General features: G+C 66.2%; 18 protein-coding genes. 13 read left to right on the top strand and 5 right to left on the bottom strand.

The window, feature by feature from the left end:
* Positions 1-42 precede the first annotated feature (42 nt).
* The gene (locus A3M7_RS0143080; protein ID WP_027549455.1) at positions 43-1,017 is read left to right on the top strand and encodes a TAXI family TRAP transporter solute-binding subunit; all 975 of its coding nucleotides are present in this window, start codon (positions 43-45) and stop codon (positions 1,015-1,017) included.
* Between the two features lie 117 nt (positions 1,018-1,134).
* Here the strand turns inward: A3M7_RS0143080 and A3M7_RS0143075 are convergent, their stop codons facing one another.
* Positions 1,135-2,364 (bottom strand): ABC transporter substrate-binding protein, encoded by a 1,230-nt coding sequence (locus A3M7_RS0143075; protein WP_027549454.1) that lies wholly within the window; start codon positions 2,362-2,364, stop codon positions 1,135-1,137.
* 97 nt (positions 2,365-2,461) lie between these two features.
* On the bottom strand, positions 2,462-3,355 hold the full coding sequence (locus A3M7_RS0143070) for a helix-turn-helix transcriptional regulator (RefSeq protein WP_027549453.1): 894 nt from the start codon (positions 3,353-3,355) through the stop codon (positions 2,462-2,464).
* A gap of 316 nt (positions 3,356-3,671) precedes the next feature.
* Here A3M7_RS0143070 and A3M7_RS0143060 point away from each other — a divergent pair, with 316 nt between their 5' ends.
* From A3M7_RS0143060 to A3M7_RS0143050, 3 genes are read left to right on the top strand one after another with little or no spacing between them, the layout of a single operon-like run.
* Positions 3,672-4,505, top strand: coding sequence for a substrate-binding domain-containing protein (locus tag A3M7_RS0143060; protein ID WP_027549452.1), 834 nt, complete (start codon positions 3,672-3,674; stop codon positions 4,503-4,505).
* A 54-nt stretch (positions 4,506-4,559) separates the two neighbouring features.
* Positions 4,560-5,666, top strand: coding sequence for a molybdopterin-binding protein (locus A3M7_RS0143055; protein WP_027549451.1), 1,107 nt, complete (start codon positions 4,560-4,562; stop codon positions 5,664-5,666).
* A gap of 13 nt (positions 5,667-5,679) precedes the next feature.
* Positions 5,680-7,629: a molybdopterin biosynthesis protein gene (locus A3M7_RS0143050; RefSeq protein WP_027549450.1), complete on the top strand. Its 1,950-nt coding sequence runs from the start codon at positions 5,680-5,682 to the stop codon at positions 7,627-7,629.
* Between the two features lie 362 nt (positions 7,630-7,991).
* On the opposite strand, the gene mobA is transcribed toward A3M7_RS0143050, so the two are convergent.
* The gene (mobA, locus tag A3M7_RS0143045; protein WP_027549449.1) at positions 7,992-8,633 is read right to left on the bottom strand and encodes a molybdenum cofactor guanylyltransferase MobA; all 642 of its coding nucleotides are present in this window, start codon (positions 8,631-8,633) and stop codon (positions 7,992-7,994) included.
* Positions 8,614-9,504, bottom strand: a complete 891-nt coding sequence (gene fdhD, locus A3M7_RS0143040; protein WP_027549448.1) for a formate dehydrogenase accessory sulfurtransferase FdhD — start codon at positions 9,502-9,504, stop codon at positions 8,614-8,616. The genes mobA and fdhD overlap by 20 nt, the downstream gene beginning before the upstream one ends.
* A 244-nt stretch (positions 9,505-9,748) precedes the next feature.
* Here fdhD and mobB point away from each other — a divergent pair, with 244 nt between their 5' ends.
* The 9 genes from mobB to A3M7_RS0142995 all read left to right on the top strand — a co-directional run bounded on the left by mobB (position 9,749) and on the right by A3M7_RS0142995 (position 20,674).
* Positions 9,749-10,276: a molybdopterin-guanine dinucleotide biosynthesis protein B gene (gene mobB / locus A3M7_RS0143035; protein ID WP_027549447.1), complete on the top strand. Its 528-nt coding sequence runs from the start codon at positions 9,749-9,751 to the stop codon at positions 10,274-10,276.
* Positions 10,277-10,285: 9 nt separating this feature from the next.
* Positions 10,286-11,542, top strand: coding sequence for a gephyrin-like molybdotransferase Glp (glp, locus tag A3M7_RS0143030; RefSeq protein WP_027549446.1), 1,257 nt, complete (start codon positions 10,286-10,288; stop codon positions 11,540-11,542).
* A gap of 44 nt (positions 11,543-11,586) precedes the next feature.
* Entirely contained in the window at positions 11,587-11,850 is a 264-nt protein-coding gene (locus tag A3M7_RS0143025) for a sulfurtransferase TusA family protein (protein ID WP_027549445.1), read from the top strand.
* 319 nt (positions 11,851-12,169) lie between these two features.
* Positions 12,170-13,825: an OFA family MFS transporter gene (locus A3M7_RS0143020; RefSeq protein WP_027549444.1), complete on the top strand. Its 1,656-nt coding sequence runs from the start codon at positions 12,170-12,172 to the stop codon at positions 13,823-13,825.
* 94 nt (positions 13,826-13,919) lie between these two features.
* Positions 13,920-14,201: a hypothetical protein gene (locus tag A3M7_RS0143015; RefSeq protein WP_027549443.1), complete on the top strand. Its 282-nt coding sequence runs from the start codon at positions 13,920-13,922 to the stop codon at positions 14,199-14,201.
* Positions 14,202-14,355: 154 nt separating this feature from the next.
* A complete protein-coding gene (locus A3M7_RS0143010; RefSeq protein ID WP_027549442.1) occupies positions 14,356-16,059 on the top strand; it encodes an NADH-ubiquinone oxidoreductase-F iron-sulfur binding region domain-containing protein in 1,704 nt (567 codons plus the stop codon).
* The gene (gene fdhF / locus A3M7_RS0143005) at positions 16,056-18,824 is read left to right on the top strand and encodes a formate dehydrogenase subunit alpha (protein ID WP_027549441.1); all 2,769 of its coding nucleotides are present in this window, start codon (positions 16,056-16,058) and stop codon (positions 18,822-18,824) included. The genes A3M7_RS0143010 and fdhF overlap by 4 nt, the downstream gene beginning before the upstream one ends.
* Positions 18,825-19,096: 272 nt before the next feature.
* A complete protein-coding gene (ybaK, locus tag A3M7_RS0143000) occupies positions 19,097-19,570 on the top strand; it encodes a Cys-tRNA(Pro) deacylase (RefSeq protein WP_027549440.1) in 474 nt (157 codons plus the stop codon).
* A gap of 18 nt (positions 19,571-19,588) precedes the next feature.
* Positions 19,589-20,674, top strand: a complete 1,086-nt coding sequence (locus A3M7_RS0142995) for a HupE/UreJ family protein (protein WP_027549439.1) — start codon at positions 19,589-19,591, stop codon at positions 20,672-20,674.
* A gap of 17 nt (positions 20,675-20,691) precedes the next feature.
* On the opposite strand, the gene A3M7_RS0142990 is transcribed toward A3M7_RS0142995, so the two are convergent.
* The gene (locus A3M7_RS0142990; RefSeq protein WP_027549438.1) at positions 20,692-21,372 is read right to left on the bottom strand and encodes a GntR family transcriptional regulator; all 681 of its coding nucleotides are present in this window, start codon (positions 21,370-21,372) and stop codon (positions 20,692-20,694) included.
* Positions 21,373-21,408: the final 36 nt, after the last annotated feature.

Genomic DNA, 21,408 nt, shown 5'->3' with positions numbered 1-21,408 from the left:
TCGTCGCAAGTCGGTGTTGACGCAGGTCCGCCGGGAACGACCATGAGATTCGCAATCATCCTTCTCGCGGCAGTGCTGCTCTTAAGCCCCGCCGCTGCTCAAACCGGAGGCACGGCCATTCCGACCACGACACTCAGCCATTCGCTCAGTCTTGGCACCGCGACGCCCGGCGGCGGCTTTCCGCTCTATGGCAACGCCTTCGCGGAGGTGATGAACGCGGCCGATCCGCAAATCACCATCGCCCCGCGCAACACCAAGGGCAGCAACGAGAACATTCCGCTGCTGGAGAAGGGCGAGCTCGATCTCGCTTTGGTCGCGGGCGAGCCGGCCTACGAGGCCTTCGCCGGCATCGGCCGCGCGAAGGTGTCGCTGAAGATCCTCACCGCGATCTATTCCAATCCTGGCATGTTCGTGGTGCGCGCGGACGGTCCGTACAAGACGATTGCCGATCTCGTTGGCCAGCCGGTGGCGTTCGGCGCCAAGGGCTCGGGCCTGCCGATTCTGGCGCGCTACGTGCTCGATGGCCTCGGGTTGAGGCAGGACGAGGACTTCAAGGCCGTCTATCTCGACCGCGCCGGCGATGGTCCCGCGATGGTCGAGGACGGACGCGTTGCCGCGCTGTGGGGCGCCGGCATCGGCTGGCCCGGCTTTGCCGCGGTCGCATCGAGCGCGTCGGGCGGGCGCTTCATCGCGCCCAGCGCGGAAGAGATCACGCGCATTCGCGCCAGGCATGCGTTCCTGAAGCCGCTGACCGTGCCGGCGGGCTCCTACCCGAAGCAGACGGAGCCGATTGCCTCGCTCGGCTCGTGGAGCTTTGTGCTCACGCGCGAAGACCTGCCCGATGATGTCGCCTACCGGCTGGCAAGGACGCTGCACGGTGCCGAGGCGACGTTCTGCAAGAAGCTCGCGCAGGCCTGCGAGACGACGGCGGCGAACACCGTCGCGGCGGCACCGAAGGCGGAGCTGATTCATCCGGGCGTGATGAAGTACTTCCGCGAGATTGGGGTGGTGAAGTGACGGTCGCTCCTTAAGCGGCCGTCATTCCGGGGCGCGCAAAGCGCGAACCCGGAATCTCGAGATTCCGGGTTCGGTCCTGCGGACCGCCCCGGAATGACGATCGCTTTTAAGCGATCGTCACTTCTTCACCATCGCACACGCCGGGTCCGGCGGCCCGAACGCCTTGTCGCCCGAGATGGTCGTGAGGATCTTGTAATAGTCCCACGGATATTTGCTCTCCTCCGGCGTCTTCACCTGCACCAGCCAGAGGTCGTGCACCATCAGATTGTCCTCGCGCAGTCTGCCGTTGCGGGCGAAGAAATCCTCGATCGGCTTTTCCCGCATCTTGGCCGCGACCTTCAGCGGATCGTCGGTGCCGGTCTCCTTGATGGCGTTGAGATAGTGCATCACGCTCGAATAGACGCCGGCCTGCCACATCGACGGCATCTTGTTCATCTTGGCGAAGTAGCGCTTCGACCATTCGCGCGTCTTGTCGTCCATGTCCCAGTAGAACGAGGTGGTCAGCAGCAGGCCTTGGGCGGCCTGCAGGCCGAGGCCATGAATGTCGGTGATCAGCGCCAGCAGCGCCGCCATCTGCTGGCCGCCCTTGAACACGCCGAACTCCGAGCCGGTCTTGATCTCGTTCATGTTGTTGGGGGGGCCTGCCGCAATGCCGATGATCTTGGCCTTGGAGGCCTGCGCTTGCAGCACGAAGGATGAGAGATCGGGCGTTGCCAGCGGCGGCCTCACCGAGCCGAGCACCTTGCCGCCATTGGCGGTGACGACGCTGGAGGCGTCGCGCTCCAGCGAATGGCCGAAGGCGTAGTCGTCGGTGATGAAGAACCAGCTGTCGCCGCCGCGCTTGACCACCGCATCCGCGGTGCCGACCGCGAGCGCGCGGGTGTCGAACACCCACTGGATCGCGTAGGGCGAGCAGAACTTGCCGTGGAAATCGGCGGTGCCGGTGGAGTGGGTGATGAACAGCCGCTTCTTCTCGTTGGCGACGTTCTGCACCGCGAGCCCGACCGCCGAGACCGGCACGTCGACGATCAGATCGACCTGGTCGACGTCGTACCAGCGCCGCGCGATGCCGCCGCCGATATCGGCCTTGAGCTGGTGGTCGCCGATCACGATGCTGATCGGCTTGCCAAGCACGGTGCCGCCGAAATCGTCGATCGCCATCTGCGCCGCCGTCACCGAGCCCTGGCCGGTCGGCGCGGAGGCGGGACCGTTCATGTCGGTGAGCACGCCGATCTTGACGACGTTGTCGGAAACCTGCGCCGACGCGGCACCCGGCAGCAGCGCCGCCGCCAAGAACGTCGCTGCAAAGCCTGCCGCGACCGGCAGTCGAAATCTTGCTGGATTCACGCTTGTCCTCCCCTGATCCGGCTCGTTGGCCGGTGTTGCCCGGGTATGCCCGGCTGAATTGGTTTCTTTTGCAACTATTTGGGGGCGGGCGTCAATGTCAGGCCGCGAAGCGGATCTGCCCCGCCGGCGAGGGGTCGTAGCCGGTCAGCTCCTCGGCGCGCTGGCGCAGCCGCCGTTCGCTCAGGAACCGGATCAGGGCCTGCATGGTGGGGCGGAAATAGCTGCGCTGCCGCATCGCGAGGTCGAAATTCTCCCAGACCAGCGGCACGAAATCGAGGCCGGCCGAGCGCGCCGCCGCGCGTGTCGCGACGCCGCAATCGGCCTGGCCGGCGCGGACCATTTCGGTGAGATCCGGCCCGGTCAGGGCCGGCGTCTCCAGCCGGCGCAAGTCGCGGGTGGTGGCGTCCGCGCGCTTCAGGAGCACGTCGAGCAGCATCTGCGCGCCTGTGCCCTGTTGTCGCATCGCCACCCTGGCGCCGAGCGCGAGCACGTCGGCGAGGCCGCGCAACCGCTTCGGATTGCCCGGCGGCAGCACGAGACCCTGCTCGCGGCGCGCGAATGCGACCAGCAGCGCGTCATGCAGGCACGGCGCGTCGCGCAGCGCCGTCACATTGGCGTCGGAGGCAAGATTGCCGGCGGCATCCAGGCTGTGGAAGTGCATGGCGACAGCCGTCACCTCGTCGCGCTGGAGGCGCTCGAGCCCGCGCGCGCTTCCCTCGCTCATCGATCCCAGGCCGGAGCCGGATTCGCGCAGGCTCCAACCCAGCAATTCGTCCTGGCTGCCGCCCATAACGGGTGGCGGCTCCGTGGCCAGCATGCCCGCAGGGCGCGCCAGTCCGGACAGCACCCAGAGATCGAGCTCGTGCCGCGGGAAGAGCCACTTCCCGGTCACCTTGCTGCAGGGGATCGCGCCGGTGGTGACGAGTTCGTAGAGCTTGCGTTCGCCAAGTCGGAGATAGTCGGCGGCTTCACTGGTCGTCAGGAATTCCATCCTGCATTCCTATGCAAATTCTTGCTTCTTTTTGGACTTTCGTCGCAGGTGGAATTCTGCAGTTCATTTTCGGTCCGCGGGAACCATGCCTGATGATCTCGTTGCTTTGCAACACATCCGCAGTCGCGTCTTCCGCTTTGGTGAACGATCCTGAGGTGCTCACGTGGTGCGGGCCTTGCGGCTGTCGCGCGCGCAATCGGTGCCGCTCGGTGCATTGCCGAAATTTCCCGAATGGTAGCGTGCGAGGGGCAAATGCGTCACGAGTGCGGCGCAATCGATCCTCATGATCAAAGCCGTATCCAATGGGAACCAGCTCATGGCCTTTCGCTGCCTGTCCGTTGCACTCGCGCTTCTCTGCGGCCTCGCCGCGGGCATGGCGGCGTCGTTCGCGGAGGACCGCGCGATCGTACTGGCCTCGACCACGGCGACACAGGAGTCCGGCCTGCTCGATCATCTGCTGCCGATCTTCCGCGAGAAGACCGGCATCGAGGTGACGGTGATCGCGCGGCGTGCCGATGAAGTGCTTGACGGCGCGCGACGGGGCGAAGTCGACGTCGTGCTGATGCACGCACGGCCGCAGGAGGAGAAGTTCGTCGCCGACGGTTTTGCCGTGAAGCGCTTTGACGTGATGTACAACGACTACGTGCTGATCGGGCCGAAGAGTGATCCTGCCGGCGTGAAGGGCAAGGACATCGCCACCGCGCTCAAGGCGATCGAGGCCAAGGGCGCGCCATTCGTGACGCGCGGCGATCGCTCCGGCACGCACGCCGCGGAGCTCGCGCTCTGGATCGTCGCCGGCATCGACATCGCCGCCGCCAAGGGCGCATGGTATCGCGAGGCCAAAGAGGGCATGGGCGCGGCGCTCCAAGCTGCGCGTGTCGCAAATGCCTATGTGCTGTCGGACCGCGGCAGCTGGATCGCCTTGAGGGAGCGCGGCGATCTCGACGTCATCGTCGAAGGCGACAAGCGGCTGCTCAACCAATACGGCGTGATGCTGGTCAACCCCGAGAAGTTTCCAAGCGTGAAGAAGGAGCTGGGGCAGACCTTCATCGACTGGCTGATCTCGCCGGACGGGCAGGCGGCTATCGCCGGCTACAGGGTCGACGGGCAGCCGCTGTTCTTTCCGAATGCAGACAAGTCGGCCGGCTGACATCTGCATCTGCGGCGGTTGCCAAACGGAACGATGCATGGTCCATCATGGCGCATGACCCAGCGCCTGCCGCCATCGCTGACACCGCTCGACACCGCGCTTGCCGCGTTGCTGCGAGACGTTGAACCGATCGCACCTGTCGCGTTGCCGTTGACTGAAGCGATCGGCTGTATCACGGCGGACGCCCCGCTGCTGGCGGCCTATCCGCCGCACGACATTGCCGGCACCGACGGGTGGGCGTTGCGCGCCAATGATCTCGTCGGCGCGTCCGCCTATTCGCCATTGCCTCTGGCGACGGCGCCGACCTGGGTCGAGGCCGGCGATGCGATGCCGGCCGGATGCGACTGTGTGCTCGATGCCGACGCCGTCGAGATATCGGGTCCGCTTGCGCAGGTGCTGGCGGAGGGCGTCCCGGGGCAGGGCGTCCGCCGCGCCGGAAGCGACATCGCCGTTCGCACGCCTGCCGGCGCAGACGGATATCCGGTCGGTCCGGCCGCGCTGATGCTCGCCGGTGTCGCGGCGGTGGACAGGCTGAGCGTGCGGCGTCCGCGGCTGCGCCTCGTCAATGTGCCGGGCGCGACGGCGACGGCGCATGTGATTGCCGGGATCGCGCGCGCCGCGGGCCTGGATGTGAAGGCGTTTGAGGCCGCCGCGCGCGATGACGCATCGATCGCCGATATGCTCGATGCTTCCTCTTGCGACCTGCTGCTGATTGTCGGCGGCAGCGGCGTCGGCCGCCGCGATGCCGCCGTCACGGCACTGGCCCGGCGCGGTGACATGATCGCCCATGGCATTGCGCTTCAGCCCGGCCGCACCGCCGCGATCGGGCGGCTTGGCAAAGTTCCCGTCGTTGCTTTGCCCGGCTCGCCGGACCATGCGCTCGCAGCCTGGTTCGGGCTGGTGCTTCCACTCGTCGATCGTTTGTCGGCGCGCCGGCCCCGCCGACAGGTGACCCTGCCGCTCGCGCGAAAGATCGCATCCAGTGTCGGCATTGCCGAAATCGCACTGCTGGCCGGGGAACATCATGCCTGGATGCCGCTTGCGGTGGGGGAGTGGCCGTTCCACGCCATTGCCGGTGCGGATGCATGGCTGATCATTCCTGCCAGCCACGAGGGATTTGCAGCGGGCGCATCCGTCGATGCCTATCTGATGCGGGAGTGATATGGATTCCGGCATGACGATGATCCCGCAATCGCAAGACCGCAGCGCGCTCGAACAGGAGCAGTTCCTGAAGATTCTCTCGCGCGAGGAGGCGATGGCACGCTTCGAGGCGGCGCTGTTTCCGCGCGCGATTCCGAGCGAAACGCGCAAGCTTGCCGATACGCTCGGCGCGGCGCTCGCCGAAGACGTCACGGCACCGATCGACGTACCGCCGTTCGACCGTTCCAATGTCGACGGCTTTGCCGTCCGCTCGGCGGACCTCGCCGCGGCCGGCGAAGGTGCGCTTGTTCGCCTTGCCTTGAACGGCGAGACCATCCACTGCGGCACCGCGCCGAGGATGCAAGTCGCCACCGGCACGGCGACGCCGATCGCCACCGGCGGCCCGCTGCCGCGCGGCGCCGACGCCGTCGTCATGGTCGAGCACACCCAGCCGGCCGGCCCGGATGCGATCGATGTCCGCCGTGCCGCATCTCCCGGACAGTTCGTCTCCTATGCGGGCTCCGACATCGCGCGCGGCGAAGCGCTGCTGCGCGCCGGCACGACCATCGGCTCACGCGAGATCGGCATGCTGGCGGCCTGCGGCATCGCCGAGGTGGCCGTGGCGCGCAAGCCGCGGGTCGCGGTGATCTCGACCGGCGACGAACTGGTCCAGCCCGGCGAGATGCTCGCGCCCGCCGAGATCTACGACACCAACGGCGCGATCGTCGCGGCTGCGATCGACGAGAATGGTGGCGAGGCAATCTTCCTTGGCGCCATTCCCGACGACGAAGCGAAGCTCGAATCCGCCATGCGTCGCGCGCTGGCGGACGCCGACATGCTGGTGCTGTCCGGCGGCACGTCGAAAGGCGCCGGCGATCTGTCCCATCGCATCATCAGCCGGCTCGGCCAGCCCGGCATCGTCGCGCATGGCGTTGCGCTCAAGCCGGGCAAGCCGCTGTGCCTCGCGGTCTGCGACGGCAAGCCGGTGGTGATCCTGCCGGGCTTTCCGACCTCGGCGATGTTCACCTTCCACGACATGATCGTACCGGTGCTGCGCAGGATGGCCGGCCTGCCGCCGCGCTCCGATGCCAAGGTCAGTGCGACCGTGCCGGTGCGCATTGCCTCGGAGCTCGGCCGCACCGAATTCGTCATGGTCTCGCTGGTCGAGGGCAGGGACGGCTTGATCGCCTATCCCTCCGGCAAGGGCTCCGGTGCGATCACTTCCTTCGCGCAGGCCGACGGCTTTTTGCGCATCGATGCGCTCGCCGACCAGATGCCCGCGGGGACCGAGGCCGAGGTGACGCTGTTCACGCCGCATGTGCGGGTGCCCGATCTCGTCATCGTCGGCAGTCATTGCACAGGACTCGACCTCGTCACCGCGCAGCTCGCGCATGCGGGCCTCACCGTGCGCTCGATCGCGGTCGGCAGCCTCGGCGGGCTTGCGGCGGCGAAACGGGGCGAGTGCGATCTCGCGCCGATCCATCTGTTCGACGACAGAACCGAGACCTACAACACGCCTTATCTGGTCGAAGGGCTCGAGCTCGTGCCGGGCTGGCGACGGATGCAGGGCATCGTGTTCCGCAAGGGCGACAAGCGCTTCGAGGGCCTCGGCGCAAAGGACGCGGTTGCGGCCGCGCTCACGGACCCCGCCTGCATCATGGTCAACCGCAACCAGGGCGCCGGCACGCGCATCCTGATCGACCGGCTGCTCGCCGGTGCGCGCCCCGAAGGTTATTGGAACCAGCCGCGCTCGCACAACGCGGTTGCCGCGGCCGTCGCGCAGCACCGCGCCGACTGGGGCATGACCATTGCGCCGGTCGCCGATGCGGTCGGCCTCGGTTTCATTCCGCTCGCGGAAGAGCATTATGACTTCACGTTGGTGACGGCGCGCAAGCAGCGTCCGGCAGTGCAGGCCTTTCTCGACGCCCTCGGCTCGAACGAGGCACGTGTGGCACTGGAGCGAGCGGGTTTTCGGCCCGCGTAGACGATAGACGACGACGCGGCGTTTCAAGCTGCGCGACGCGCGCGCCAACATCTGGCTGAGGGAGAGGACCGATACGAGCTGGTTCTACGGCTACGACGCCTGGTCGGTGCCGCTGGCGGCCTGAGCGGCGGCCGCGGCAGTGCGGCGCTCCCTCGCCCCGCTTGCGGGGAGAGGGTTGGGGNGAGGGGGGTCTCAGCGGGGGCGGTGAGAGTGGGACTCGCGGAGAGTCCCCCTCACCCGGATTGCATCTTCGATGCAATCCGACCTCTCCCCGCAAGCGGGGCGAGGTGAGGCAGCATCGTGATCGCTTTCGCGATCGTCTGGACGCAGCTCCTCAACGAGGTCTCCAAATCGCAAGCCCGCTAGGCCGCGTCGTCCAGCGCCGCGAGCCGCTCGGCCTCGGCGATGTCCTCGACCGTGTTGGCGTTGAAGAACGGATCGAGCGGCTCGGCCGGCCACGTCACCGTCGCGAGCGGATAGCGTGCGGTCCAGCGGTCGATCTTGCGCAGGTCCTCGACGACCAGGGCGTGGCGTAGTTCGTCGCGCAAGGCAACGCGCCACAGCCCGATCACCGGATGCGACTGGTCGCCTGATGCGGCGACCGCGAGCTGCGCGCTCTCCCGCTCACGGGCTTCATGCAGGCGCGCGACGAGATCGCGCGGCAGGAATGGGCAGTCGCCGGCGGCGCTGAGCACCCATGCGATCTCCGGCCGGTTCGCCGCGGTCCAGTCGAGTGCGGCGAGGATGCCGGCGAGCGGGCCGGGAAAGCCGGGCACGTCGTCGGCGACAACCTGCAAACCGAACGCGGCGAAACGCGCGGGATCGCCGTTGGCATTGAGGATCAACCCGCTGCACTGGGGCGAAAGGCGTGCGATCACGCGCTCCAGGATGGTGCGTCCGCCGATGGTGCGCATCGGCTTGTCGCCGCCGCCCATGCGTCGCGCGAGACCGCCGGCGAGCAGCACGCCTTGCGTTGCCGGAATTTCAGTCGTCACCACCTTCACCCTTGCGCTTGTGCTTGGCCGACTCTTCCTCGACGTAAGCGAGGTTCTGGTCGTAGACGATGCGTTCCTCGCCGGCGAGCGCGATGAAGCGCTTGCCGCGGGTGCGGCCGACCAGCGTCAGGCCCACTTGCCTTGCGAGATCGACGCCCCAGGCGGTGAAGCCGGAACGCGACACCAGGATGGGAATGCCCATGCGCACGGTCTTGATCACCATCTCCGAGGTGAGACGGCCCGTGGTGTAGAGGATCTTGTCACCGGCATCGACGCCGTGGCGGTACATCCAGCCCGCGATCTTGTCGACGGCGTTGTGGCGGCCGACGTCCTCGGTATAGCACAGCGGCTCGCCCTCCTTGCAGAGCACGCAGCCATGGATCGCACCCGCCTCCAGATACAGCGAGGGCATGGTGTTGATGGTCTGCGTCATCTGGTAGAGCCAGGAGGTGCGCAGCTCCGCCTTTGGCAGCGCGACGCTCTCGACCGCTTCCAGCAGATCGCCGAAGGCGGTGCCCTGCGCGCAGCCCGAGGTCTGCGTGCGCTTCTTCAGCTTGGCCTCGAAATTGGTGTTGTGCTCGGTGCGTACGACGACCACCTGGAGATCGTCGTCGTATTCGACCTCGGTGACCGCGTCATTATATTTCAGCATGTTCTGGTTGAGCAGATAGCCCAGAGCCAGATATTCCGGATAGTCGCCGATCGTCATCATGGTGACGATCTCCTGGGAGTTCAGGTAGAGCGTCAGCGGCCGCTCCATCGGCACCTTGATCTCGACCTTGGCGCCGCTCTGGTCGGTCCCGGTTACGCTCTGGGTCAGGCGCGGGTCATCCGGGTTGGGGACGATCAGGGGCACCGGGGCTTTGTCGATCTTCATCATGGCCACGACGTTAGCATGACATTCGGGTCAAGCCGATATAAGCATGCTGGCGGAGAGCGAAAATGCCGCCTCGTCGTCATTGCGAGCGCAGCGAAGCAATCCAGGAATGCCCCCGCGGAGACAGTCTGGATTGCTTCGCGGAGCCTGTCATCGGGCCGCGCTTTGCGCGGACCCGGTGGCTCGCAATGACGGTGGAGAGAGCGGTTCCACCAAAGACCCAGTCGCTCGCGGAGACGGATCGGTTATGAAAGTCATCGGCCTTGCAGGCTGGAGCGGCGCGGGCAAGACCACGCTGTTGACGCGGCTGATCCCGCATTTCAGCGCGCAGGGCCTGCGCGTCTCCGTCATCAAGCATGCGCATCACCAGTTCGACGTCGACGTGCCCGGCAAGGATTCCTGGCGCCATCGCGAGGCGGGTGCCGCCGAGGTGCTGGTTGCCTCGTCAAGCCGCTGGGCTCTGATGCACGAACTGCGCGGGGCGACGGAGCCGCGGCTGCCGGAACTCCTGAGCAAGCTGTCCGCGGTCGATCTCGTCGTGGTCGAGGGTTTCAAGCGCGAGCCGCACCGCAAGATCGAGGTCTATCGTGCCGGCAACGGCAAGCCGTTGCTGTTTCCCGACGATCCCGGAATTGCCGGGATCGCGACCGATGCCCCGATTGACACCCGGCTGCCGACCGTCCATCTCGACGATATCCCGGCCGCGGCGGCGTTGCTGTTGCGTGCGGCGATGCCGGTCGAGGAAGCGGTCGCGAAAAGCGCTGCGATGCGCTGACGAGGCACCATGGCGCAACTGTCTGACGACTGCTTTGCCTTTGGCGGACCGATGATGTCGGTCGACGAGGCCGTTGGCCTGATCACGACGCGCGTCAACGCGATTGCCGATCTCGAAACCGTGGCACTGGTCGATGCGGACGGGCGCGTGCTGGCCCGAGACATCGCCGCGCCCCTGCCGTTGCCGCCCTTCACCAATTCCGCCGTCGACGGCTATGCCGTGCGCAATGCCGATCTTCCGGACAGCGCGGAACGGGCGTTCCCGCTCGATGGCCGCATCCAGGCCGGCGGCCTTGTTCAGGCGCCGATCAGGCCCGGCCACACCGCGCGCATCTTTACCGGCGCGCCGATGCCGCCGGATGCCGGGACCGTCTTCATGCAGGAGGATGTCCGCATCGATGATTCCGGCAAGGTCGTGCTGCCGCCGGGGCTGAAGCCAGGTGCCAATGTCCGCCCGGCCGGCGAGGACATTCCCGAAGGGCACGTCGTGCTACGTGCCGGCCAGCGGCTGCGGCCACAGCATGTCGCGCTAGCGGCGGCGTTCGGCCTTATCAGGCTCGACGTCGTCAGGTGCATCCGCGTTGCGGTGTTCTCGACCGGCGACGAGCTTGCGTCGCCGGGCGGGCCGCGCGCGGTCTCGCAGCTGTTCGACTCCAACCGCTTCATGCTGATGGCGATGCTGCGCCGGCTGGGCTGCGAGGTCAGCGACCTCGGCATCTTGCGTGACGAGCGGACCTCGCTTGCCGACGGTTTGAAGCAGGTTGCAGGCAGCCACGACCTGATCCTCACCACCGGTGGCGTCTCGACCGGCGAGGAGGATCACGTCAAGGCGGCGGTCGAGAGCATCGGCTCGCTGGTGCTGTGGCGGATGGCGATCAAGCCGGGCCGGCCGGTGGCGATGGGCATCATCGGCGGCACGCCGCTGATCGGCCTGCCCGGCAATCCCGTCGCGAGTTTCGTCACCTTCGTCCATGTGGTGCGGCCGACGGTGCTGGCGCTTGCCGGTGGCCTGCCGGAGCCGCTGTTGCCAATCCCGGTGCGCGCAGCGTTCACCTACAAGAAGAAGATCGGCCGCCGCGAATATGTTCGTGTCTCGTTGCGGCGGGGAGAGGGCGGCGCGCTGGAGGCCATCAAGTTCCCGCGCGAAGGCGCCGGGCTGTTGTCGTCGCTGGTGGAGACCGACGGCCTGGTCGAGCTCGGCGAGGACATCACGCGTGTCGAGCCGGGGCAGGGCGTGGGTTTCCTCTCCTATGCCGATCTGCTCTGACCGGTTGCGTTGACGCCGCGCACCGGCCCCGCCATGTTGCGCCCATGACCAGAACCACGCTCGATCTCACCGGGCTGAAATGCCCGCTGCCCGCCCTGAAGACACGCAAGGCGCTCAAACCGTTACAGCCGGGCGATCAGCTCGAGGTGTACTGCACCGATCCCCTGTCGGTGATTGATATTCCGAACCTGATTCGCGAGACCGGCGACACGGTGGAGATCACCGAGCGCAACGACGCGCGCATCGTGTTCTTGATAGAAAAAACAAATGGTCCGATAGGCAACGCCAATGGTGCGCCGCGTTCGTGAGCGCGTTACCGCGGTGATACCGACCTTTTGTCTATCGACATCGATCATGGCTTCTGCCCAAATTGACTTTCTCCGTGCGGGCGCGGAGGTTGAGTCTTGTCTGCGATACGCGGATCAACGGGCCAAACACGAAGCCTGCACGTCGTATCGGGCATAGAGCCCCGCTCGAGGGGTTTACTTTTCGGAGGCGTGTGACCGATCCTGGCGCGCGCCGGATGATGATGCGGGGCAGCGGGGGACAGCTGGCTGCACCGTGAATGGCTGAGGATCAGGATCTTAGCGGCAGGCTGCTCAGAAGGGCGGCTTAGGGGAGGACTGTATGTCTACTATTGAGAGCGCTGGAACGATTTCAGGCGCTGGCGCCGGCTTTCTTGATCGTGAGCGGACGATCGCGACCGCCGGCTTTAATCGCTGGCTGGTGCCGCCTGCGGCGCTGTGCATCCATTTGTGCATCGGCATGGCCTACGGCTTCTCGGTGTTCTGGTTGCCGCTCTCACGCGCGATCGGGCTGACCGCGCCGAAGGTCTGCGGGGATATTTCGCTGTTCCAGGAACTGTTCACGACCAGCTGCGACTGGAAGGTCGCCAGCTTGGGGTGGATGTACACGCTGTTCTTCGTGCTGCTCGGAATTGCGGCTGCGGTCTGGGGCGGCTGGCTGGAGCGCGTGGGACCGCGCAAGGCCGGCTTCGTCTCGGCGCTCTGCTGGTGCGGCGGTCTCTTCCTCGGCGCGATCGGGGTCTACACCCATCAGCTCTGGCTGCTATGGCTGGGCTCGGGCGTGATCGGCGGCATCGGTCTCGGCCTTGGCTATATCTCGCCGGTGTCGACGCTGGTGAAGTGGTTCCCGGACCGCCGCGGCATGGCGACCGGTATGGCCATCATGGGTTTTGGCGGCGGAGCCATGATCGGCGCGCCGCTGGCGAACCTCCTGATGAACTACTTCAAGAGTCCGACCTCGGTCGGCGTCTGGGAGACCTTCGTTGCGATGGGCGTCATCTATTTCGTCTTCATGATGATCGGCGCGTTCCGCTATCGCTTGCCGCCGCCCGGCTGGCAGCCCGAGGGCTGGATGGCGCCGGTCAAGGCCAACGCGATGATCTCGAAGAACAACGTTCATCTCAACGACGCGCACAAGACGCCGCAGTTCTGGCTGATCTGGTTGGTGCTCTGCCTGAACGTGTCGGCCGGCATCGGCGTGATCGGCATGGCCTCTCCGATGCTCCAGGAGATTTTTGCGGGCAAGCTGATCGGCCTGCCTGACGTCGGCTTCAACGCGCTCGATGCCACCCAGAAGGCGGCGATCGCGGGCATTGCCGCGGGCTTCACCGGCCTGCTGTCGCTGTTCAACATCGGCGGCCGTTTCTTCTGGGCCTCGCTGTCAGACAGGATGGGCCGCAAGAACACCTACTACACGTTCTTCATCCTCGGCATCGTGCTCTATGCGCTGGCGCCGACCTTTGCGGCGATGGGCTCGAAGCTGCTGTTCGTGCTCGGCTTCGGCATCATCCTGTCGATGTATGGCGGCGGCTTCGCCACGGTGCCGGCCTATCTCGCCGACATGTTCGGCACCCAGTTCGTCGGCGCCATCCACGGCCGGCTGCTGACGGCATGGTCCACCGCCGGCATCTTCGGCCCATTAGTGGTGAACTATCTCCGCGAGTTCCAGCTCGCGGCCGGCGTTCCCCGCGACCAGCTCTACAACACCACCATGTACATCCTGTGCGCGATGCTGATCGCGGGCCTGATCTGCAACTATCTGATCAAGCCGGTCAATCCGAAGTGGCACATGAAGGAGGCTGACGTCGCCAAGCTCCAGGCCGCGAGCGCCAACGCCGCCGCCTCGGGGCCACATGGCTCCTACGGCATCGGTTTTGGCGGGCTCGACGCCAAGGCCGCGATGTTCTGGGCCTTCGTCGGCATTCCCCTCCTGTGGGGTGTCTGGAAGACGCTGGAGAGTGCGGTCAAGATATTCTGATCGCCATCAAGACAGCCGCGGGATGCTCATCATCGGCATCCCGCGGCGTTCGCCTTTCAGACATCATCGAGACTGGGACTTAGGGGGAATTGAAATGCTTCGTACCCGAATTTGCCTTGCGGCCATGTTGCTGGTCGCTGGCCTTCATGCCGCGTCCGCGCAAACCGCGGCGGCACCTGCCACCACAGCACCGGCGGCGGCGACGGAGGCCAAGCCCGGCAAGATCAAGCTCACCATGCAGAAGCTGAAGGACATGAAGGCGAAGTGGTCCGCCAACAAGCCGAAGCTCAAGGCCTGCCGCGCCGACGTGAAGTCCAAGGGCCTCGCCGGCGACGACCGCTGGTTCTACATCGAAGAGTGCATGAGCAAGACCTGAGGCCGGGTTCCGCGAACAGTTCGAGGTAAGGGGGCGTGAGGCTTGTTGGCCGCATGCCCTTAAATGCTTATCGGAACGGATGAATTCTCTTGGCATCTGGTATGCCAAGGGTTAGAATTGGACCTGTTCTAAAGAAGGTTGACGAGACTCATCGATGAGCCATGACGTGCACGAGGTCCGCTCGTTCGAACATCCGGGCGAGGGACGGAAGCGAGCCAAGGCCACGCCCAAGGGGCGGCAGGTCGATCCCACCGCCGCACACGAGATCGAGCAGCTGCTCGGCGATCGCCCGCGGCGGCGCGACCTCCTGATCGAATATCTCCACCTGATCCAGGACACATATCACCAGATCTCGGCGGCGCATCTCGCCGCGCTTGCCGACGAGATGAAGCTCGCTTTCGCCGAGGTGTTCGAGACCGCGACTTTCTACGCGCATTTCGACATCGTGAAGGAAGGTGAGCCTGATATCGCGCCGCTGACGATCCGCGTCTGCGATTCTCTCACTTGCGCGATGCTCGGGGCTGAGAAGCTGCTCGCGGATTTGCAGAGCGCGTCGGGTCCCGGCATCCGGGTCGTGCGCGCGCCCTGCGTCGGCCGCTGCGACACCGCACCTGCCGCGGAAGTCGGACACAACTTCGTCGATCATGCGACCGTCGCCAATGTGATGGCGGCCGCCAAGGCCGGCGACACCCACGCGCATCTGCCCGAATATATCGACTACGACGCCTATGTCGCGGGCGGCGGCTACAAGCTGCTCAATCGCATTCGCTCGGGCGAATTGCCGAAGGATGATTTGCTGAAGGCGCTCGACGACGCCTCGCTGCGTGGCCTCGGCGGCGCCGGCTTCCCGACGGGCCGCAAATGGCGCGCGGTGCTGGGCGAGCCCGGTCCGCGGCTGATGGCGATCAACGGCGACGAGGGCGAGCCCGGCACGTTCAAGGATCGCGTCTATCTCGAAAGCGATCCGCACCGCTTCATCGAGGGCATGCTGATCGGCGCGCATGTGGTTGAGGCCTCCGACGTCTACATCTACCTGCGCGACGAATATCCGGCTTCGCGCGAGATCCTGGAGCGAGAGATCGCAAAGCTGCCGCCGGATGGCCCGACGCTGCATATGCGCCGCGGCGCCGGCGCCTATATCTGCGGCGAGGAATCTTCGCTGCTCGAGAGCATCGAGGGCAAGCGCGGCCTGCCCCGGCACAAGCCGCCTTATCCGTTCCAGGTGGGCCTGTTCGGCCTGCCGACGCTGATCAACAACATAGAGACGCTGTGGTGGGTACGCGACATCGTCGAGAAGGGCGCCGGCTGGTGGAAGGGCCACGGCCGCCACGAGCGTCACGGCCTGCGCAGCTTCTCGGTCTCCGGCCGCGTGAAAAATCCCGGCATGAAGCTCGCGCCGTCAGGCATCACCGTGCGCGAGCTGATCGACGAATATTGCGGCGGCATGGCCGACGGCCATACCTTCTACGCCTACCTGCCGGGCGGCGCGTCCGGCGGCATTTTGCCGGCATCGATGGATGACATCCCGCTCGATTTCGGCACGCTGGAGAAATACGGCTGCTTCATCGGCTCGGCCGCGATCGTGATCCTGTCGCAGAAGGACAGCGTGCGCGCCGCGGCGCTCAACCTGATGAAGTTCTTCGAGGACGAGAGCTGCGGCCAGTGCACGCCGTGCCGCGTCGGAACCCAGAAGGCGGCGCTGCTGATGCAGAAGCCGGTCTGGGACCGTGCCTTGCTGGAAGAATTGAGCCAGGCGATGCGCGATGCCTCGATTTGCGGGCTCGGACAAGCGGCATCGAATCCGCTTGCCACCGTGATCAAATATTTCCCTGACGAGTTCAAGGAAGCGGCCGAATGACCAAAATCACGTTCGAGCTCGACGGCAAGCAGGTCGAGGCCAGTCCCGGCGAGACCATCTGGCAGGTCGCAAAACGCCAGGGCCGCGACATCCCGCATCTGTGCTACTCGCCGGCGCCCGACTATCGCCCCGACGGCAATTGCCGCGCCTGCATGGTCGAGATCGAGGGCGAGCGCGTGCTCGCCGCATCCTGCAAGCGCACGCCGTCGGTCGGCATGAAGGTGAAGACCGAAAGCGCGCGCGCGGTGTCGGCGCAGAAGATGGTGATGGAGCTGCTCGTCGCCGACCAGCCGGCGCGCGAGACCTCGCACGATCCGGATTCGAAGTTCTGGCACTGGGCCGAGACCACCGGCGTCACCGAGAGCCGCTTTCCGGCCGCCGAGCGCTGGGCGACCGACGCCAGCCATCCGGCGATGCGCGTCAATCTCGATGCCTGCATCCAGTGCGGCCTGTGCGTGCGCGCATGCCGCGAGGTCCAGGTCAACGACGTCATCGGCATGGCCTACCGCAATCACGGCTCGAAGATCGTGTTCGACTTCGACGATCCCATGGGCGAGTCCACCTGCGTCGCCTGCGGCGAATGCGTGCAGGCCTGCCCGACCGGCGCGTTGATGCCGGCCGTGATGCTCGACGAGAAGCAGACCCGCGTCACCTATGCCGACAGGAAGGTGGACTCGCTCTGCCCGTTCTGCGGCGTCGGCTGCCAGGTCACCTATGAGGTCAAGGACGAGAAGGTGATCTATGCGGAGGGCCGCGACGGGCCCGCCAACCGCAACCGTCTCTGCGTCAAGGGCCGCTTCGGCTTCGACTACATCCACCATCCGCATCGCCTGACCAAGCCGCTGGTGCGGCTGCCCAATGCGAAGAAGGATGCCAACGACCAGGTCGATCCGGCCAATCCCTTCACTCATTTCCGCGAAGCGAGCTGGGAGGAAGCGCTCGACATCGCGGCCAAGGGTCTCGTCAAGATCCGCGACACCAACGGCGTGAAGGCGCTGGCCGGCTTCGGCTCGGCCAAGGGCTCGAACGAAGAGGCCTATCTGTTCCAGAAGCTGGTGCGCACCGGTTTCGGCTCCAACAATGTCGACCACTGCACCCGGCTGTGCCACGCCTCGTCGGTGGCGGCGCTGTTCGAAGGTCTGAGCTCGGGCGCCGTGTCGGCGCCGTTCTCCGCGGCGATGGACGCCGAGGTCATCATCGTGATCGGGGCGAACCCGACCGTGAACCATCCGGTCGCCGCGACCTTCATCAAGAACGCGGTCAAGCAGAATGGCGCCAAGCTGTTCGTGATGGACCCGCGCCGGCAGACGCTGTCGCGCCATGCGACCAAGCATCTGCAGTTCAAGCCCGGCTCCGACGTCGCCATGCTGAACGCGATGATCAACACGATCATCACGGAAGGCCTGACCGACGACCAGTACATTGCCGGCTACACCGAGGGCTTCGAGGACCTCAAGGAGAAGATCAAGGAGTTCACGCCGGAGAAGATGGAGGCGATCTGCGGCGTCCCGGCACAAACGCTGCGCGAGGTTGCGCGCACCTATGCGCGGGCAAAGTCGTCGATCATCTTCTGGGGCATGGGCATCAGCCAGCATGTCCACGGCACCGACAATGCGCGCTGCCTGATTGCGCTGGCGCTGATCACCGGCCAGGTCGGCCGCCCCGGCACCGGCCTGCATCCGCTGCGCGGCCAGAACAACGTCCAGGGCGCCTCCGACGCCGGCCTGATCCCGATGTTCCTGCCGGACTACCAGCCGGTCGGCCGCGACGACTTGCGCGGGGCCTTCGAGAAGCTGTGGCAGCAGGATCTCGATCCCGTGCGCGGCCTCACGGTGGTCGAGATCATGAACGCGATCCATGCCGGCGAGATCAAGGGCATGTATATCGAGGGCGAGAATCCCGCGATGTCGGACCCCGATCTCCAGCACGCGCGCCACGCGCTCGCCATGCTCGACCATCTCGTGGTGCAGGATCTCTTCGTCACCGAGACCGCGTTCCACGCCGACGTCATCCTGCCGGCCTCGGCCTTCGCCGAGAAGGACGGCTCCTTCACCAACACCGATCGCCGCGTGCAGCTCGCGCGTCAGGTGATCAAGCCGCCGGGCGATGCGCGGCAGGATCTCTGGATCATCCAGGAGATCGGCAAGCGGATGGGCCTGCCGTGGAATTATGCCGGCCCCGGCGATGTCTACACCGAGATGGCGGAGCTCATGCCGTCGCTCAAGAACATCAGCTGGGAACGGCTGGTGCGCGAAGGTGCCGTCACCTATCCGGCGGACGATCCGAACAAGCCGGGCAACGAGATCATCTTCACCACCGGCTTCCCGACCGCGAGCGGGCGCGGCAAGATCGTGCCGGCCCACGTCATTCCGCCGGACGAGCTTCCCGACGCCGAATATCCGATGGTGCTCTCGACCGGCCGCGTGCTTGAGCATTGGCACACCGGCTCGATGACCCGCCGCGCGCAGGTGCTCGACCAGATCGAGCCGGAGGCGGTCGCCTTCATGAGCCCGAAGGACATGCGCAAGAAGCAGCTCGCGCCGGGTGACTTCATTCGCCTGGAGACCCGCCGCGGCGCCGTCGAGGTCAAGGTCCGCTCCGACCGCGACGTGCCGGAGAACATGGTGTTCATGCCATTCTGCTACGCGGAAGCGGCTGCGAACCTCCTGACCAACCCGGCGCTCGATCCGTTCGGCAAGATCCCGGAATTCAAGTTCTGCGCGGTCAAAGCCGAGCGCGCCGAGATGCGGGACGCGGCGGAGTAGGCGAGGGCTCGCCGGTCTTTTGGCGGCATAATGCTTCCAAATATGCGGTGTCGTCCCGGCGAAGGCCGGGACCCATACCGCGTCATCTGTCGATTGCGGATGGTCGCAGTCCCGAGCGACGGGTCTTCGCAAAACTGCTCCCTGGGGTTATGGGTCCCGGCCCCCCGTGCGCAATTGCGCACTAGGCCGGGACGACACCGGGGGTGTGGCGCGTGCGTGCATCCACGTCGCCGTCCCTTCGCTCCGCGCGGCGGCGGTGGTAAACATCACCCATGTCCAAAGTCACTCCCGCCACACGTGCGCTCGCTGCCGCCGGTGTTGCCTTCACCGTGCACGCTTACGACTATGATCCCGATGCCGAGAGCATCGGGCTCCAGGCCGCCGCCGCGCTTGGCGAGAATCCCGCGCGCGTCTTGAAGACGCTGATGGCGCTCGTCGACGGCAAGCCGGTCTGCGTGATCGTTCCGTCCGACCAGGAAGTCTCGATGAAGAAGCTCGCCGCGGCGGCGAGCGGCAAGTCGGCGCAGATGATGAAGCCGCCGGAGGCCGAGCGCGTCACCGGCTTCAAGGTTGGCGGCATCAGCCCGTTCGGGCAGCGCAAGCCCGTGCGCACCGTGATCGAGCAGAGCGCGCTCGCGCATGACTACGTCTATCTCAATGGCGGCCAGCGCGGCTTGCAGGTGCGGCTCAAGCCCACCGACGTCCGGGATCTTTCGAAGGCGGTCGTCGCGGATGTGCTGGCGTGAAGGCGACGGAGCGGGATCATGAGGCGGGCCCGGCTGCTGTGGCTCGCGGCTCTGCTCGGCGCCTGCTTTCCGGCTGAGGCGCATCAGGTCAACCTCGCGACGGCGCGCGTGGCGCTGACCGGCGATCGCACGGTGACCGTCGAGCTGGGACTGAAGGGCAGCGACGTCGATCGCCTGATCGGCACGAAGATCTATGATGCGCGGCAGGATGCGGTCGATCCCGCCGCGGTCGAAGCGGCCAGGACCGCCATCCTTGCCTATCTCGACGGGCATCTGGCCGTGACAGGCGGCGGCACGGCTTGCGCGCCAGCTGCTGCGGCGATCCTCCCGGACGGTGATGGCATCGTCTATCGCAACAGTTTCGCCTGCGCGAACACGATCGGCGATATCGTCTATCGCTCCACCGTGCTGACCGAGAAGGACAAGGCCGCGCGCCAGATCGTGCTGATCGCGCAGGGCAGGTCCGAGGCGCAGGCCCTGCTCGACGCCGGCAATACGACGGTCACGCTCTCGACTGAACCGCCATCGCTGTCCTCGACCATGCAGCGCTATCTCGTCGCCGGCATCGAGCACATCTTCCTCGGCTACGATCATGTCGCCTTTCTTGTCGCAGTCATGCTCTGGGCACGCGGGCTCGTTCCGGTCATCAAGATCGTTACCGCCTTCACCATCGCTCACTCCATGACGTTGTCGCTGGCGGCGTTGAATATCCTCGTCATCCCGGGCCGCATCGTGGAGCCCGCGATCGCGGCCTCGATCGTGTTCGTGGCGGTGGAGAATTTTGTCTCGCGCGATATCGACAAGCGCTGGCGCGTGGCCTTTCTGTTCGGCCTGATCCACGGCTTCGGCTTTGCCGGCGCGCTTCGGGAGATAGGCTTGCCGCCGGATGCCATTGTCCCGGCGCTGGCCGCCTTCAACGTCGGCGTCGAGATCGGGCAGATTGCGATCGTTGCGGTCATGCTGCCGATGCTCGGCCTGTTGGACCGGCTGACCAGTGCCGGCCCGACCGGGCCGGTGCGAACCGCAAAGCTCGTCTACACGGTGTCCGCAATCATCAGCCTGCTCGGTGGCTATTGGCTGCTGACGCGTGTGTTCGAGGCGTGATCGGGCGGACGATCGGCCTATTGCTTCTGCAACAATTTCAGCCGGCAGCGCAGTGCCTCGCGGATGTGCGCGCGCGCGAGCTGCTCGGCCCTGTCGCCGTCGCGCGCGGCGATTGCGTCGATGATGGCCTGGTGCTCGCCGTGGCTGGTCGTGGGACGTCCCGTCACCGTGAAGGTGGTCGGGCCGAGCAGGGCGATCCAGTCCTGTAGTTCGCGGGAGGCGTTGTCGAGATAGCGGTTGCGCGCCGCGCGGCAGATCGCCTCGTGGAAGGCGCGGTTGAGCCTTGCCATCTCGATGGCGTCGGCCGCGGACGCCTCGACAAAGGTCTGCTCGATGTCCCTGAGTGCGTCGATCTCCGTCGCCGAGGCGTGCTCGGCGGCAAGGCGCGCGGCGGCGCCTTCCATGATCTCGCGCATGGCGTAGAGTTCGAGCACCTCGGAGATGTCGAGGTTGCGGACGATCAGGCCGCGGCCGCCGGCGGGTTCGACGAAGCCGCGCGCCGCGAGACGGCCCAGCGCTTCGCGCACCGGCGTGCGACTGACCTTCAGCCGCTGCGCCACCTCCTCCTCCCGCAGGCGATCGCCCGCGCGGTAGCTGCCGGCCTGGAGCGCCTCGCACAGTGAGCGGAACACGGCTTCGCCCAGCGCGACGCCCGCGCCGCGCGCGATCGATCCTGCCTTTGCCGGGCGTCTGGTCATGCATCCTCGAAGCGCCAAGCGCATCCTGCCCATGCA

The sequence above is a fragment of the Bradyrhizobium sp. WSM2254 genome, from assembly GCF_000472645.1.
Lineage (GTDB): Bacteria > Pseudomonadota > Alphaproteobacteria > Rhizobiales > Xanthobacteraceae > Bradyrhizobium > Bradyrhizobium niftali.
Note: the sequence above shows the minus strand (reverse complement) of the source record. Positions and strands in the feature narration are given on the sequence as shown.

Excerpts from the sequence above, each read along its gene's own strand:
- A3M7_RS0143025 (WP_027549445.1), top strand. The coding sequence starts at position 11,587 with ATGACCAGAACCACGCTCGATCTCACCGGGCTGAAATGCCCGCTGCCC.
- A3M7_RS0143010 (WP_027549442.1), top strand. The coding sequence starts at position 14,356 with ATGAGCCATGACGTGCACGAGGTCCGCTCGTTCGAACATCCGGGCGAG.
- A3M7_RS0143080 (WP_027549455.1), top strand. The coding sequence starts at position 43 with ATGAGATTCGCAATCATCCTTCTCGCGGCAGTGCTGCTCTTAAGCCCC.
- A3M7_RS0143055 (WP_027549451.1), top strand. The coding sequence starts at position 4,560 with ATGACCCAGCGCCTGCCGCCATCGCTGACACCGCTCGACACCGCGCTT.
- A3M7_RS0142990 (WP_027549438.1), bottom strand. The coding sequence starts at position 21,372 with ATGACCAGACGCCCGGCAAAGGCAGGATCGATCGCGCGCGGCGCGGGC.
- ybaK (WP_027549440.1), top strand. The coding sequence starts at position 19,097 with ATGTCCAAAGTCACTCCCGCCACACGTGCGCTCGCTGCCGCCGGTGTT.
- glp (WP_027549446.1), top strand. The coding sequence starts at position 10,286 with ATGGCGCAACTGTCTGACGACTGCTTTGCCTTTGGCGGACCGATGATG.
- fdhD (WP_027549448.1), bottom strand. The coding sequence starts at position 9,504 with ATGATGAAGATCGACAAAGCCCCGGTGCCCCTGATCGTCCCCAACCCG.
- A3M7_RS0143060 (WP_027549452.1), top strand. The coding sequence starts at position 3,672 with ATGGCCTTTCGCTGCCTGTCCGTTGCACTCGCGCTTCTCTGCGGCCTC.
- A3M7_RS0143020 (WP_027549444.1), top strand. The coding sequence starts at position 12,170 with ATGTCTACTATTGAGAGCGCTGGAACGATTTCAGGCGCTGGCGCCGGC.
- fdhF (WP_027549441.1), top strand. The coding sequence starts at position 16,056 with ATGACCAAAATCACGTTCGAGCTCGACGGCAAGCAGGTCGAGGCCAGT.
- A3M7_RS0143050 (WP_027549450.1), top strand. The coding sequence starts at position 5,680 with ATGACGATGATCCCGCAATCGCAAGACCGCAGCGCGCTCGAACAGGAG.
- A3M7_RS0142995 (WP_027549439.1), top strand. The coding sequence starts at position 19,589 with ATGAGGCGGGCCCGGCTGCTGTGGCTCGCGGCTCTGCTCGGCGCCTGC.
- mobB (WP_027549447.1), top strand. The coding sequence starts at position 9,749 with ATGAAAGTCATCGGCCTTGCAGGCTGGAGCGGCGCGGGCAAGACCACG.
- A3M7_RS0143070 (WP_027549453.1), bottom strand. The coding sequence starts at position 3,355 with ATGGAATTCCTGACGACCAGTGAAGCCGCCGACTATCTCCGACTTGGC.
- A3M7_RS0143015 (WP_027549443.1), top strand. The coding sequence starts at position 13,920 with ATGCTTCGTACCCGAATTTGCCTTGCGGCCATGTTGCTGGTCGCTGGC.